The 15,416-nt window shown below is 36.4% G+C and carries 11 protein-coding genes; 10 read left to right on the top strand and 1 reads right to left on the bottom strand.

Annotation, left to right across the window (positions count from 1 at the left end; genetic code table 11):
* Positions 1-524 precede the first annotated feature (524 nt).
* Together addB and addA are read left to right on the top strand one after the other, a co-directional pair.
* Entirely contained in the window at positions 525-4,010 is a 3,486-nt protein-coding gene (gene addB / locus OWO01_RS08700) for a helicase-exonuclease AddAB subunit AddB (RefSeq protein WP_268780061.1), read from the top strand.
* Complete coding sequence (gene addA, locus OWO01_RS08695) at positions 4,010-7,735, top strand: helicase-exonuclease AddAB subunit AddA (RefSeq protein WP_268780060.1); 3,726 nt, start codon at positions 4,010-4,012, stop codon at positions 7,733-7,735. The genes addB and addA overlap by 1 nt, the downstream gene beginning before the upstream one ends.
* Before the next feature lie 107 nt (positions 7,736-7,842).
* Here addA and OWO01_RS08690 read toward each other — a convergent pair whose 3' ends face one another.
* A complete protein-coding gene (locus tag OWO01_RS08690; RefSeq protein ID WP_272506077.1) occupies positions 7,843-8,262 on the bottom strand; it encodes a BrxA/BrxB family bacilliredoxin in 420 nt (139 codons plus the stop codon).
* 221 nt (positions 8,263-8,483) lie between these two features.
* Between OWO01_RS08690 and OWO01_RS08685 the strand changes: the two genes are divergently transcribed.
* The 8 genes from OWO01_RS08685 (at position 8,484) to OWO01_RS08650 (ending at position 15,416) form a co-directional block, all read left to right on the top strand.
* Positions 8,484-9,434: an ABC transporter permease gene (locus tag OWO01_RS08685; protein ID WP_268780059.1), complete on the top strand. Its 951-nt coding sequence runs from the start codon at positions 8,484-8,486 to the stop codon at positions 9,432-9,434.
* Positions 9,427-10,374, top strand: a complete 948-nt coding sequence (locus OWO01_RS08680) for an iron chelate uptake ABC transporter family permease subunit (protein WP_268780058.1) — start codon at positions 9,427-9,429, stop codon at positions 10,372-10,374. The genes OWO01_RS08685 and OWO01_RS08680 overlap by 8 nt, the downstream gene beginning before the upstream one ends.
* A complete protein-coding gene (locus OWO01_RS08675) occupies positions 10,368-11,126 on the top strand; it encodes an iron ABC transporter ATP-binding protein (RefSeq protein WP_268780057.1) in 759 nt (252 codons plus the stop codon). The genes OWO01_RS08680 and OWO01_RS08675 overlap by 7 nt, the downstream gene beginning before the upstream one ends.
* Before the next feature lie 156 nt (positions 11,127-11,282).
* The gene (locus OWO01_RS08670; RefSeq protein ID WP_268780056.1) at positions 11,283-12,266 is read left to right on the top strand and encodes a siderophore ABC transporter substrate-binding protein; all 984 of its coding nucleotides are present in this window, start codon (positions 11,283-11,285) and stop codon (positions 12,264-12,266) included.
* A gap of 371 nt (positions 12,267-12,637) precedes the next feature.
* Positions 12,638-13,105 carry a chemotaxis protein CheX gene (locus tag OWO01_RS08665; RefSeq protein WP_268780055.1) on the top strand — a complete coding sequence of 156 codons (468 nt, stop codon included), beginning with the start codon at positions 12,638-12,640 and terminating at the stop codon, positions 13,103-13,105.
* A gap of 154 nt (positions 13,106-13,259) precedes the next feature.
* Positions 13,260-13,721: a chemotaxis protein CheW gene (locus OWO01_RS08660; RefSeq protein ID WP_268780054.1), complete on the top strand. Its 462-nt coding sequence runs from the start codon at positions 13,260-13,262 to the stop codon at positions 13,719-13,721.
* A gap of 30 nt (positions 13,722-13,751) precedes the next feature.
* Positions 13,752-14,108, top strand: coding sequence for a response regulator (locus OWO01_RS08655; RefSeq protein ID WP_268780053.1), 357 nt, complete (start codon positions 13,752-13,754; stop codon positions 14,106-14,108).
* 75 nt (positions 14,109-14,183) lie between these two features.
* The gene (locus OWO01_RS08650) at positions 14,184-15,416 is read left to right on the top strand and encodes a methyl-accepting chemotaxis protein (protein WP_268780052.1); all 1,233 of its coding nucleotides are present in this window, start codon (positions 14,184-14,186) and stop codon (positions 15,414-15,416) included.

Raw genomic sequence — 15,416 nt, 5'->3', positions numbered from 1 at the left:
GACATTATCAATAAACTGTGGGGTAGCGATTCTAAGTTTAAGTGAGCATTCCTATGAGGTTGTAGTATTTTTTGCCTTGAACCTAGGCAAGATCGGCTATCTTGAAGAGGTTAGCATCATTTTTCAGCCTCAACCTAGGCAAGATTAGGCATCTTGACGAGGTTAGCGTATTTTTCGCCCTCAACCTAGGCAAGATCGGCTATCTTGACGAGGTTAGAGCTATTTTCCAGTCTGAACTTAAGCGTAAGTGGTCGTTTCGAGGAGGTTACAGATCTTTTTCGTGCCCAACCTAGGCGAAAGCATACCTTATGATGTTACAGTATTTCTTGATGCCCACCCTCACGTAAATATCATTAAAGTGAAAAAATCATTTACCACACCAGTTTGTCTCAACAATGCTACTCAATAGGAGGGTGAGCAACAATGTATGGTGTGTGTTTGTTAAAGCTTAATACACTAAAAATATGTTAAAATAAAAGAAGCGAACAAACAATCGATCCAATCAAGGGATAGGGGAGAAACCGATGACCATTCGTTTTTTATTAGGAAATGCAACAACCTCCAAAAGCAATGTCTGCTTAGATGAAATAAAACAGAAATTAATACAACAACCACAAGGACGACCAATTATTTATCTCGTCCCAGATCAAATGACATTTCAACAAGAATACCAACTATTAAAAGGCACTGATGTGCATGGGAGTATCCGAGCACAAGTCCTTAGTTTTTCTCGTTTAGCCTTGAGAATTTTACAAGAACAAGGAGGCGTAACTAAGCAATTTGTTAGCTCAACTGGTGTGCAGATGTTACTTCGAAAAATTATAGAAGAGAAAAAAACTGATTGGAACATGTTTCAGAAATCGATGGAGAAACAAGGATTCATTGCCCAAATGGAAGCAATGATCACTGAATTTAAGCGATATCGAATTACACCGGATTTATTAGCACAGCAAATTGATCAGCTAGAAAATGCAGAAAAGTTATCACGAAATGAAGAGACGCTAAAAAATAAGTTGCTCGATCTTCATTATATTTATCAAATGACTTCGGAAGCATTAAAGGATCAGTATATGGATGGAGAAGATCGACTTGCTTTATTAGCAAAAAAAATTCCCGACTCAACATATTTAGACGGAGCGGAAATCTATTTGGATGGGTTTCATCGGTTTACACCTCAAGAGCAAGATGTAATCTCTACCTTAATGGATAAGGCGGAAAAAATGACTGTTTCCTTGACGATCGATCCAACCAATAGTGAGCTTTCATCAGGGTTTGACTTATTTAATCAGACGAAACAAACGTATAAAAAAATTAAGGAAATAGCTAAAGAGAAAGGGATGGCCACAAAGAATGAAGCGTTGGTAGCAGAGAAGGTTCAGCCACACTTTGCTCATTTAGAGAAATATTTTGACGTCCGACCAGCGCCAGTATATCAACAAGAAGCTCCGATTCAAATCGCTCAGGCTGTTCACCCACGTGCAGAAGTGGAGGGGGCAGCGCAAGAGATTTTACGGAAGGTACGAGAAGAAGACTATCGCTATCAAGATATTGTCGTTTTAATTAGACAAACTGAAATCTATCATGATCTAATTCAAACAATTTTTCGTGATTATCAAATTCCTGTTTTTATTGATGAAAAAAGGACAATGTTACATCATCCATTTATTGAGTTGATCCGATCTGCTTTTGATGTTGTCCTGGGGAATTGGCGCTACGACGCCATTTTCCGATTGTTAAAAACAGGATTGATTCCAGTAAAGGCTGAGGAAGATCCGCTAGACCAAGATGCTATTGATACGTTAGAAAACTATGTTTTAGAATATGGAATTCGTGGACGCAAGCAATGGATGGATGAAAAACCGTGGATTTTTCAACGGTTTAGAGGTTTTGATCATACGGTTCAAACAGATGAAGAAAGAACGATGCAAAATAAGGTGAATCACTACCGGGAGCAAGTTGTCGAAGCCATTGCACCTTTTGACAGCATGATTCGTGAGGCAACAACAGTTCGTGAGAAGGCGACCGTACTATATACATGGCTAGAGCAGTTAGGGCTAGCGGAAAAATTAGAACAATTACAAATAGATTTGGATGAATCTGGTGAATTGGAACAAGCACGCGAGCAAGAACAAGTATGGAATGCCGTAATTCAATTGCTAGATGAAATGGTAGAAATGATCGGAACTGAGAATCTATCAACGCAGTTATTTCAACAAAGCTTAGAAACTGGTTTTGAAACATTAAAATTTGCTCATGTGCCACCAAGCTTAGATCATGTAGTTGTTGGTACGATTGATCGTTCCCGGGTTAGCAATGTAAAAGTTGCCTTATTACTCGGTGTGAATGAAGGATCTTGGCCAATGAAGCCGAAGATTGATGGTGTCCTTTCTGAAGAAGATCGGCTCCGTCTTCAGCAATCCGGGATAGAGCTTGCGGAAGGGGAAAAGCAACAGCTTGTAGATGATTGGTTTTATGTTTATCTAGCATGTACCGTTGCCCAAGAGCAACTTTGGATGAGCTACCCGCTTAGTGATTCAGAAGGAAAAGCGAAAATTCCTGCATCAATCATCAAACGCATAGCTGATTTATTTTCAAAGAAACGATCAGAACTCTTGTTACAAGATCCAGAAGAAATGATGGAGGCAGAACGTTTCGTAACGACACCAACAAAAACTTTAGGCGCTTTAACAGCACAACTTGCAAAATATCAACGAGCTTATCCAATTGATCCAATTTGGTGGAGTGTTTTTAATTGGTTTGTCATTCATGATCATGATCATGAAAATAAGAAAGCAAAAACAGTATTAGAGAGTTTGTTTTATCAAAATAAGCCGAGCAACCTCTCGGAACAAACAACGAGAAAACTATATCCAAAAGAGATTCAGGCGAGTGTTTCTCGGTTGGAAATGTATCATCGTTGTTCTTATCAGCATTTCGCACAATATAGTTTAGGGTTGAAGGAACGAAGTACGTATAAATTAGATGCGCCAGATATTGGACAGTTATTCCATGAAGCGTTGAAACAGATAACAGAGTGGATTCAAGTAGATCAACGCACGTTTCAAGATATTAATCAAGAAACTGCCAAGGAGTATGCGGCTCGAGCAATGCACCGTTTAGCTCCCGTTTTACAGCATCAAATATTGCATAGCTCCAATCGTTTTCAATATATGAAAAAAAAGCTAGAACAAATTATTGCCAGAGCTACTTATGTTCTTAGTGAGCAATCAAGAAAAAGTAACTTTGCTCCAATCGGGATGGAGCTAGGGTTTGGATTGCCAAATAGCGAGCTTGATCCCGTCAAACTTTCCTTGCCGAATGGTTATGATCTTATTTTACGAGGTCGTATTGATCGAGTGGATCAGGCGAAATTACAAGATCAACTGTATTTGAGAATTATTGATTACAAATCAAGTGCAAAAGGCTTGAACTTAGTGGAAGTATATTATGGGTTAGCACTACAAATGTTGACATACCTCGATGTACTTCTATCCAATTCAGAGAAATGGTTAGGTGTACAAGCTACGCCAGCTGGAGTGTTATATTTTCATGTGCACGATCCTATTTTATCGGAATCGCATGCTTTGCATCCTAACGAGATAGAAGAAAAATTATTTAAGAAATATAAGATGCAAGGATTGTTACTTAAAGATGAACAGGTTGTTCAAATGATGGATACAGACTTAGAAACTGGTATGAGTCCTGTTGTTCCCGCGGGATTGAAAAAAGATGGCTCATTTCGTAGTGGATCTCAAATTGCTACAAACGAAACATTTAGTCAATTACAAGAATATGTCCGAAGTGTTATTACAGAAGCGGGCGTGAACATAAGCGAAGGTGCTGTTACGTTAAATCCATTTCAAAAAGATCAACAAACAGCCTGTACTTTCTGTTCTTTCCGCTCTGTATGTCAATTCGATACGACACTACCAGAAAATAATTATCGTAGATTGCAAGAAATGAAAGATGATCAAGTTCTTGCAAAAATATTTGAACAGGAGGGGGAATAATGCCACAGTGGACAGACCAACAAACAGAAGCCATTTATACAAAAGGGAACAATACGCTAGTTGCGGCTGCAGCAGGTTCTGGGAAGACGGCTGTATTGGTAGAACGAATCATCCAAAAGGTATTAAATCAACAAGATCCAGTAGATATTGATGCATTACTCGTTGCAACATTTACCAATGCTGCAGCACAAGAAATGCGAAATCGAGTTGCTGCTGCATTGGAACGTGCATTAGAAGAAAACCCTGATTCCCTTCATTTGAAGAAACAATTAACGTTGTTACAACAAGCATCAATTTCCACTTTACACTCTTTTTGTATGGATTTAATTCGTCGTCATGCTTATCTGTTGGATATTGATCCCGGATTTCGGATTGCTGATGATATCGAGGCAGATTTATTGAGGCAAGAAGTGATGGAAGATTTATTTGAGACTTGGTATGGGAAAGATACAGAAGATCAAGAAAGATTTTTTTCTGTTGTCGATCGCTTCTCTAATGATCGTAGTGATCAGGATGTTGAGACATTAGTATTAAAATTGTATGATTTCGCCATGCAAAATCCATGGCCAGAAGCTTGGCTTGATCAAGTTGCAGAAAGGTATCAGATCGCTCCAGAAACGGATGAAGCATCGATTTCGTGGTTGTCGATCTTAAAAGATGATGTAAGAAGCCAATTGGAAGCAATCGAAAATGAACTGTCACAAGCGCTTCAACTAACGAAAGAAAGCGATGGTCCGTATCATTATGCTGAAGCATTGGATAGTGATTTTGAGATGCTTCAAGAAGCAAAAGCACAGCTTGCTTTTGGATGGGATTCGCTTCGGAATGTATTAATAACAGGGAAGTTTAAGGCTTTGTCTCGAAAAAAAATAGACTGTGATGAAAATAAAAAAGAAAAAGTAAAAGCAATTCGCAACAAAGTGAAGAAACGTTGGAATAGTCTTGCAGAACAATGGTTTGCTAGGGAATTATCTTCGTATCTTTCTGATATTCATGCACTTTACCCTACCATTAAACAACTTGTTTTGATTGTGAAGGAGTTCAAGCAAAAGTATAGCCAACTGAAGAAGGAAAAAGCATTAGTTGATTTTGCTGATTTAGAGCATTATGTACTCGCCATTTTACTAGCCGATGATGCTACAGCAGACAACATCAAGCCATCCCCCGTTGCTGAAGCGTTAAAAGAGAAGTATGCAGAAGTATTAATGGATGAATATCAAGATACGAATTTAGTTCAGGAAACCATCCTATCTTTGGTGACAAAAGATCAACCAGGTAATTTATTTATGGTTGGGGATGTAAAACAGAGTATTTATCGGTTTAGACATGCTGAGCCCTCTCTTTTTATTGAAAAATACAAAAAATTTCACAAGGATCCTATATTAGGCCATAGAATTGATTTGGCGCGGAATTTTCGCAGTCGAAAAGAAGTGTTACAAGCAACCAATTTTATTTTTCGACAACTATTGGATGAATCCGTTGGAGAGCTTGTCTATGATGAAGCTGCCGAATTGGTTTACGGAAATGTGACATATGATCAAGTGAAAAAGCTAGATGCAGAAGCAGAATTAGTGATTATTGATCGATCAGATCAAGCAGAAGAAACAGATGAAGAACCAGATAATGAAGAGACACAAGCAGATCTTGCCAAGGCACAAATTGAAGCGCGTGCCTATGCAAAACGAATCAAATATTGGATTGGAAATGACCAAGCAGAAGCTACTCAAATCATGGATAAGGAAACAGGGATGAATCGACCTGTACAATATCGAGACATTGTTATTTTACTCCGTTCGATGACGTGGGCACCAACGATTATGGAGGAATTGAAACAACAAGGTATTCCTGTCTATGCAGAGCTAGCCACAGGATATCTAGAAGCCATTGAGATTAAAGTCATGATCAGTTTACTTAAAGTAATTGATAATCCAAAGCAGGATATTCCATTAGCAAGTGTATTGCGCTCACCAATTGTCGGGTTAGATGAAGAAGATTTGGCGCAAATCCGCTTAACGAATAAACGAACGAGTTACTATCAAGCATTACAAACGTTTGAAATAGAAACAACGGACAAGAAAAAACAGGCAAGGGTGAGTAAGTTTTTACGACAATTACAGAATTGGCGAAAAAAAGCTCGTCAAGGAGGATTGGCAGAACTTATTTGGCAAATCTATCGTGAAACAGGATATTATGATTTTGTTGGAGGAATTCCAGGCGGTAGACAACGACAAGCTAATCTACGAGCTTTATATGATCGTGCTCGTGGTTATGAAGAAACATCTTTTCGTGGGTTATTTCGTTTCCTGCGTATGATTGAACGAATGGAAGAGCGCGGAGAAGATCTAGGTGCAGCGAGAGCACTAGGAGAACAAGAAGATGTCGTTCGTATTATGACGATTCATAAAAGTAAAGGTCTTGAATTTCCGATTGTTATTCTAGGGGCATTGGATAAACAATTTAATCAACAAGACTTACGTCAACGTTATCTACTTCATAAAGACTTAGGTTTTGGTAGTAAATATGTTGATCCGAATAATCGAATCATGTACCCAACTTTATTTTATCATGCATTGAAACAGCAAATGCAAAGAGAGATGTGGGCTGAAGAAATGCGTGTGTTATACGTAGCATTAACACGGGCGAAAGAAAAGTTGGTCATGATTGGAACAGTATCTTCGTTTGAGAAAAAACAAGCAAAGTGGCAAGAGATTCTTGATCATCAAGATTGGGTTTTACCAGCGCAATACCGACTAGATATGAATACATATCTAGATTGGATCGGGGCGAGTGTCATACGCCATTCATCTGGAGTTTCTTTACGAACAGAAGAGCTTTCCACAATTTTGACTGATATACATGACGACCCATCCAAATGGTCGATAAAACTAGAACATGCACAAATGTATCAAAATGTTGAACAAACAGACGAAGATATGAAAATAGATATTGGGGAGAAAATAAGAGATTGGCAAGTGATTCAAGAGACGGATGGGCACTTCGATCGGTTGGTTAACGAACGTTTAACTTTCACCTATGCTCATCAACAAGCGGCCAATGCTCGCGCCAAACAAACGGTCACAGAATTAAAAAGGCAATTAGCTGAAAAGGATGCCTATAGTGATGATCGACTAGTCCAGACCTTTCATGCCCCGATCGTAAAACGGCCAAACTTCATGCAAAAGGAAAAAAGATTAAGTGCGGCTGAAATCGGAACAGCCATGCATACCGTAATGCAGCATCTTCCTTTAACTAAGGCATGGAAAACACCTGCATTACAGGAGTATGTGCAAAGTCTTGTAACGAGAGAAATTCTTACCCAAGAACAGGCAGATCATATTCATAATGATTCGATTGAACAATTTTTCCAAACGGATGTTGGACGTTATCTACTTGAAGTAGAAGATGTGGAACGAGAAGTCCCGTTTAGCTTAACGGTTCCCGCCAATACGGTTTATCCTGATTGGGAAACAAGTGAGCAGGAAAAAGTCTTTATTCAAGGGGTAATTGACTTATTAGTGCCCTATGAGGATGGATGGATTCTAATTGATTATAAAACAGATCGCGTTCCAGCTGCGGCCAATCAAGAACAAATCCATAAGCTTCGCGAACGCTATCAGGTTCAGCTCAATCTATATGCAAAAGCTATCGAAGAAATTTGGCGACAACCTGTCAAAGGGAAGTATTTGTATTTCTTTGATCATTCTCTTTTGATTAACGTAAAATAAAATAAAGAAGGCTAAACACTTGAAAAGTTTAGCCTTCTTTTTACATTATGCTTCAACCGCAACGACAATACGATTCTTATACTATAAGCAATTAAACATATTACCGCTTATACTTGAAAACCAGTTAAGATATGATTTACGACAGTTTCGACATCGGCACCTTCAATTGATTCTCTCGGAATAAAATGTTTCACAGTGTTATTTTCTAAAATAGCGATGGATGGCGAAGATGGCGCAATGTCAACAAAATATTCACGCATTTTTTCCGTTGCTTCTTTATCTTGTCCTGCAAATACAGTTACTAAATGATCAGGCTTTACTTCATTTAATGCATGAATAACAGCTGGACGAGCTAAACCACCAGCACAGCCACAGACAGAATTCACTAGCACAATTGTTGTGCCTTTTGCTTCAGACATAAATGCTTCCACTTCTTCAGCAGTAGTCAACTCCAAAAATCCCTTTTCTGTTAATTCTGTTCGCATTGGTTGTGAGACTTCTCTCATATATGCTTGATATGCATCCATTCCTATCGACTCCTTATTATAAATTCATGAAATGATCTATCCTTGATAAGTAGATCAAGCTATATCATGATAACATTCTAACACAGGTAATAACAAACTTAACAAACTTTTTTTGCTAAAAACAAAAAACTATTGACAAGTTTTCTTCAAGTGATAAAATAATCAATATCTAATTGATAATGAATATCATTATCATAAATTTAATGTTAAAGGATTTTTTTATGAAAATAAGATACTTAATTGGTATGCTCTTTGTTCTATCTGTTATTTCATTATTTATCGGTGTTGTTCCTCTCGAACCAAGTGAGATATTTCACTTAACCGAGCGACAACTGCAAATCATTATGATCAGTCGAATCCCTCGGTTAATTAGTATAATTATCGCTGGAGTAGGATTGAGTATTAGTGGTCTTATTATGCAGCAACTGAGCCGAAATAAGTTTGTATCGCCAACCACAGCTGGAACAATGGATTCTGCTCGATTCGGAATCTTGGTAGCTCTCATGCTGTTTTCATCTGCAACACCAATACAGAGGATGCTGGTTGCTTTTGTTTTCGCCTTGTTAGGAACCTTTGTTTTTATGAAAATATTAGACAAGGTAAAATTTAAAGATCCAATCTTCATTCCATTAGTTGGTTTGATGTTTGGCAGTATTATTAATTCAATTACAACCTTTTTCGCTTATCAAAACGATTTAATTCAAAACATGTCTTCTTGGTTACAAGGAAATTTTGCATTAATTCTTCAAGGAAGATATGAATTGCTTTATATTAGTGTACCACTCGTTATTCTAGCTTACATATTTGCAGACCGTTTTACGATTGCTGGCATGGGAGAGGATTTTTCAACAAACCTAGGATTAAATTATAAAGTTGTTGTCAATATTGGTTTGATTATTGTGGCATTAATTAGTTCAGTTGTAATTTTAACCATTGGTATGATACCATTTCTCGGTTTGATTGTCCCAAACCTTGTTTCAATTTATCGAGGCGATCATTTGAAAAGCAGTCTACCACATACGGCAATGCTCGGCGCTATATTTTTGCTAGCTTGTGACATCTTAGGGAGAATCATTATTTTCCCTTATGAAATTGCGATAGGTGTCATGGTAGGTGTGATTGGTAGTTTTCTTTTCCTTTACCTTGTGATGAGGAGAGGTGCTTATGAATAATCGAAAAATTATTAGCCTATTGATTATTTTTGCGATTCTCCTTATTTCCGTTTATTTATTTGTAGGCATTCCAGGAAACTGGGGCTACATTTTACCGAGAAGAGCAACAAGAATCTTAGCTATTGTTATTACTGGGGCAGTCATTGCAGTTTCAACGATTGTTTTTCAAACGATTACGAATAATCGAATTTTAACACCTAGTTTAATAGGATTAGACTCTTTATATTTGTTGATTCAAACATTTATCATTTTCTTCTATGGATCAACAAGCTTATCCGCAACAGATCAAAATATAAATTTCTTTATTTCGGTAGGATTGATGATTGGATTTGCTTTGGTGCTATTTCATATTTTGTTTCGAAAAGGACATAATGTTTATTTTCTTCTATTAATTGGACTTATATTCGGAACGTTTTTTCAAAGCTTATCCTCTTTTATGCAAGTACTGATTGATCCAAATGAGTTTATGATTGTTCAAAACCGTATGTTTGCCAGCTTTAATAACGTCAATACAGACATTTTATATTTGGCTGTCACGATCTTAGTGATCACATTGGTATATTTTTCTAAGTTTTTTAAATACTTAGATGTACTGTCGTTAGGAAAAGAACACGCAATTAATTTAGGTGTTGATTATGAGTACTTGGTTAGACGATTAATGGTTATTGTAGCCATTTTGATATCTGTTTCAACCGCATTAGTAGGTCCAATTATGTTCTTAGGAATATTGGTTGCAAATGTAGCGTATGAGCTATTTAAAACATACCGACATTCAACATTGTTAACCGGTGGGATCGTTGTCAGCGTCATCGCCTTAGTTGGCGGGCAACTCGTCGTTGATCGCATTTTTACATTTGAAACGGCGTTAAGTGTCATCATCAATTTAATTGGTGGTATTTACTTTTTATACTTAATTTTAAAGGAGAATAGAACATGGTAAAGATCAAAGAAATAGCAAAAAAGTATGGCGAAACGATGGTTGTTGATCATGTTTCTATGGATATTCCGAAAGGTAAAATTACATCTTTTATTGGCCCGAATGGAGCAGGTAAGAGCACTTTATTATCGATTATAAGTCGTTTAATTGCAAAAGATCATGGTGAGGTTCTCATTGATGATCAGGAGGTTAGCCAAACGAAAAATAAAGAGTTGGCAAAAAAACTTTCCATTTTAAAACAATCAAATCATATTAATGTTCGCTTGACTGTACGTCAATTGGTTAGTTTCGGTCGCTTTCCTTATTCTCAAGGACGCTTAACGGAATTAGATGAAAAGATGATTGATAGCGCCTTGGCATACATGGAATTGAAAGATATGGCAAATAAGTTTCTCGATCAATTAAGTGGGGGACAAAAACAACGCGCTCACATTGCGATGGTTATCGCACAAGATACTGATTATATTTTATTAGATGAACCATTGAATAATCTCGATATGAAACATTCTGTTCAAATTATGAAGGTGTTACGAAGGTTGGTTGATGAATTAGGGAAAACTGTTGTGATTGTACTGCATGACGTCAACTTTGCTTCTGTCTATTCAGATTTTATTGTTGCACTAAAAGATGGAAAAATCGTTAAAAAGGGAGCAACAAAAGAAATCATTAATAATGGTGTCCTAAAAGAAGTTTACGATATGGATATCCAAATACAGGATATTGATCAATGCCGTATTTGTTTATATTTTTCTTGAAACAAATGACTAATGGTTTAAACAAGATAATAACTGTTTCTTTATCAATAATCCTCTAATGCTACTGGGCCCAATTAATAAGTAGTAAAGGGGAAACAGGATAAACGAGCATTACTATCTATTTAAATAAAAATATATTACAAAGGGGAACTATAGATGAAGAAGTTAATATTATTGTTGTTATTATTCGCTGTAGCAATATTTACAGTTGCTTGTGGAGCAGACGATACAGAGGAAACGACTGGTACACAAGATGCCACTGAGAATCAACAAGAAGCTCAGAACAATCAAGACGAAGAGGTAGCTACAGAAGTTGTCGTAGAGCACGAATTAGGAACAACTACTGTACCGGTTAATCCAGAAAAAGTGGTTGTATTTGACTTTGGAACTTTAGATACATTAGATTACTTGGGTGTTGACGTTGCCGCTTTACCAAAAGGAAATATTCCTGAGTACTTAACTCAATTCGATACAGATGCATATGAAAATGCGGGTACATTATTTGAACCTGATTTTGAAACATTAGCGCATATTGATCCTGACTTGATCATTATTTCTGGAAGAACGCAAGAAGCTTATGAAGAGTTAAGTAACTTAGCACCAACTATATTTATGGGGGTGGACACAGCTAGATATATAGAATCATTTGAAGCGAATATAACACTACTTGGAGAAATATTCACTAAACAAACCGAGGTTGAAGATGCATTAGGTGAAATTACAGAAAGTGTCGCTAGTTTACAAGCGCTTGTTTCTGAGGATGAACCTGGCTTAATTATTTTGACGAATGACGGGTCACTAAGTGCTTTTGGTCCAGGCTCACGATTTGGGATTATTCATGATGAGTTTGGTATTTCACCAGTTGATGAGGGGATTGAATCTGCTACACATGGTCAAAGCATAAGTTTTGAATATGTAACAGAAATGAATCCGCATTATCTGTTTGTTATGGATCGAAATGCTGTAACAGGTGGCGAACACACCGCTTCTTCTACGCTAGATAATGATTTAATTAATCAAACAATTGCAGCAGAAGAAGACCAGATTGTGTATTTAACACCGGATTATTGGTATCTTTCAAGTGGTGGGATCGTTTCTGTAACAGAGATGATTCATGAAATAGCTGCTGCTTTACAATAATAAAAAAATTGGTTTTTAAATAGTAGTTTCATTAACTACCGTTTGTTTTAATTTCACATATAGAATAGAAGAGAAAATGTACAGATCACATGTGATCCTGTGCATTTTTTTCTTCTATTCTTAACTTATGTGGATATGAGTCTGTCAGTTTAGTAGTTTATCAAGGTGAATAAGTAAGGCTATAGTAATTAGATTTCATAAATAGTTAAATTATTCTTTATAAAAAATAGTCAAAAATGCTTAATTATTCGTAGAAAGATGTCGAAAATAGAAGTAGCACATTCATAACTAGAAAAATATTATAGGGGTTTAAGTTCCACATAGAATGTGACAACGAGATCCGAGTGCTTGAATTTGGGAGGAGAATTAATTTGACAGCAGTAGATAAAAACAACATCAATGAAATAATTAAAGGGGTCTACAATGGTACAATGCAAACGGTAAAAAAAATTATACCGTTTGAACCGGCATTTGGTTCACCGGAACTTATTGCTCCACCACTGACAATCAACTTTGGGGTAATGATTGGCTTCACTGGAGACTTAAAAGGGGAACTTGTATTACAATCTGATGAGAAGTTTTTCAATGAAATTGGAGAAGCAATGTTTGGAATGCCTTTATCAGAAGAAATGTTAGATTCGTTTGCAGGAGAATTAGGTAATATGATCGCAGGTAGCTTGTCTACATATTTAGCAGAAATAGAAATACAAACAGACATCACACATCCAACTGTACTTAAAGGAAATGCGAAATTATCTGGATTTAAACGTGCATTATTAGTGAAAATTAACTATGGTGAAACTAAATTGTTAGAAGTACATTTACTTTTAAATCAATAAGTCAAATTCGATCGAACTATTTAGAAAAAAGTAAATTTGTAGTTATTGATGTTTTTTCAGACAGACTCTTTTAGTCTATGTCGATTATAGTAGAAACATGGTATGATAAAGAAAGAAAAGATGGATAACTATTTTAGTAAAAAGGAGATTGCATATGAGTACTGATAAGTATATTATCTTCCGATTGAATCAACAAGAATATGGTGCTAGTATTAAACAAATTATTTCGATTGAGAGGTTGCAAGAAGTTGTTTCCCTTCCACATGTTTCTGATTTCATTGAAGGTATTACCAAATTACGTGGTGAAGTCATCCCTGTGATTGACCTGAAAACACGGATGCACTTGCCACAAGCAGAAAAAACGGAACAATCTAGAATGCTTGTATCATTAGTAGACGACCTTCAAGTAGGATTTATTGTTGACGCAGCTTCAGATGTTATTGACATTGATTCAGAAATCATTGAGCCTGCACCAACAACAATAAAAGGAGTAAATGCAAACTTCTTAAATGGTGTGGCAAAGTTAGAAGATCGGCTTTTGCTTTTATTAGATCTTTCTTATGTTCTAAATTATGAAGAAATTAATGAAGTAAAGCAGGTAGTAGAAGAAAAATAAATAAAAAGAAATGTAGTAGGGGGAAAAAGAATGGCTCGCGTTTTAGTAACAGATGATGCAGCATTTATGCGCATGCAATTAAAAAATATCTTTGAATCTTTAGGGCATGAAGTAGTAGGGGAAGCAGAAAATGGTCAAGTAGCAATTGAGTTGTACAATGAATTGAAACCAGAATTGGTGACAATGGATATAACAATGCCTGAAATGAATGGTGTAGAAGCAGTAAAAGAAATCAAAAAAAATGATCCTAATGCAACGATTGTGATGTGTTCTGCAATGGGGCAACAACAAATGGTATTAGAAGCGATTCAGGCTGGAGCGAAAGATTTCATTGTAAAACCTTTCGATCAAGACCGGATTAAGCAAGCGGTTGACAAAATTTTTTAATAAAAAACGCAAAAGAATATAAATACCTTCTTTTGCGTTTTTAAATAAGAAAGATTGAGAAAAGGAGCAAATGAAATGAAATTCAAGTCACGTATTTTTCTCGGAGTAATTGTGATTATAGTTCTACATACGATTGTATTTGGTTATAGTTTAGCTACACTGGCAACACCTGGTGATTTGCCGATATTTGCTATTGTTGGATTTGCTCTAGTTGTACTAATTAGTTTGTTGATTGGTTATTTGATAGCAAAAAGAAATGCGAAAAATGTTACTCTTATCGCTGATCGAATTGCAAGCCTTACAAATGATCCGATAATTGCCTCTTCGGATGACAACGTAAAATCAAATAATGTAGACGCAATCTATACATTGCTTGACCAAACAGAAGATAGATTTCACGAAATGGAGAAATTCATTTCCACATTTACCAATCATATGAATAGACAAACAAATGTATTAAAAGAAAATGTTGATGGTCTAGCAGAAAATAGTTCGCATATTACGAATACGATGCAAGAAATATCAAGTGGCGCAGAAGAACAAGCAAATTCAGCAGCATCATTAACGGAGACGATGCAACAATTTACCAATACGATCATGACTGTTGCCATGAATGGAGAAAACATAAAAGAAGACTCAAAATCGATGTTATCGATAACAGACGAAGGCAGCAAATTAATGAATCAATCGATTGAGAAAATGACCATTATCGATGATACCATTAAGCAATCTTTGGACAAAGTAAAAGGGTTAGATGATATGACTCTGAAAATCACTCAACTAGTCGTGGTTATACAAGAAGTTGCCGAACAAACAAACCTTCTTGCACTTAATGCTGCAATTGAAGCTGCTCGTGCGGGAGAACACGGTAAAGGATTTGCTGTCGTTGCTGATGAAGTAAGAAAACTTGCTGAACAAGTAAGTCTTTCTATTAATGATATTACAACGACAACGAATGGTATTCAGGAAGAATCCAAATCCGCTGTAGAAGTATTGGAAAAAGGATATCAAGCGGTAAACGAAGGTTCCGAACAGATTCAAACAACAGGAACGACATTGAATAAAGTAACGGATATTATTAACAATATGAGCGATGAAATTCAAGGTATTTCCTCATCTTTATATGATGTTTTGGACAATACGAAATCAATCAATGACACGATTACAAATGTTGCAAGTGTTTCTGAAGAATCAGCAGCAGGTATTGCTGAAGCAGAATCAGCATCGGAACGACTAACTAGTGCTATTAACAAAATACGTCAAGGTCAAGATGATTTTGAGCAAGAAATTGCAAAATTGTTTATGTAA

Origin of the sequence: Natronobacillus azotifigens (genome assembly GCF_026805325.1) — a bacterium.
Taxonomy (GTDB): domain Bacteria; phylum Bacillota; class Bacilli; order Bacillales; family Amphibacillaceae; genus Natronobacillus; species Natronobacillus azotifigens.
This window is presented reverse-complemented; position numbering and strand designations above follow the sequence as displayed.

Excerpts from the sequence above, each read along its gene's own strand:
- OWO01_RS08655 (WP_268780053.1), top strand. The coding sequence starts at position 13,752 with ATGGCTCGCGTTTTAGTAACAGATGATGCAGCATTTATGCGCATGCAA.
- OWO01_RS08680 (WP_268780058.1), top strand. The coding sequence starts at position 9,427 with ATGAATAATCGAAAAATTATTAGCCTATTGATTATTTTTGCGATTCTC.
- OWO01_RS08690 (WP_272506077.1), bottom strand. The coding sequence starts at position 8,262 with ATGGATGCATATCAAGCATATATGAGAGAAGTCTCACAACCAATGCGA.
- OWO01_RS08670 (WP_268780056.1), top strand. The coding sequence starts at position 11,283 with ATGAAGAAGTTAATATTATTGTTGTTATTATTCGCTGTAGCAATATTT.
- addB (WP_268780061.1), top strand. The coding sequence starts at position 525 with ATGACCATTCGTTTTTTATTAGGAAATGCAACAACCTCCAAAAGCAAT.
- OWO01_RS08660 (WP_268780054.1), top strand. The coding sequence starts at position 13,260 with ATGAGTACTGATAAGTATATTATCTTCCGATTGAATCAACAAGAATAT.
- OWO01_RS08675 (WP_268780057.1), top strand. The coding sequence starts at position 10,368 with ATGGTAAAGATCAAAGAAATAGCAAAAAAGTATGGCGAAACGATGGTT.
- OWO01_RS08685 (WP_268780059.1), top strand. The coding sequence starts at position 8,484 with ATGAAAATAAGATACTTAATTGGTATGCTCTTTGTTCTATCTGTTATT.
- addA (WP_268780060.1), top strand. The coding sequence starts at position 4,010 with ATGCCACAGTGGACAGACCAACAAACAGAAGCCATTTATACAAAAGGG.
- OWO01_RS08650 (WP_268780052.1), top strand. The coding sequence starts at position 14,184 with ATGAAATTCAAGTCACGTATTTTTCTCGGAGTAATTGTGATTATAGTT.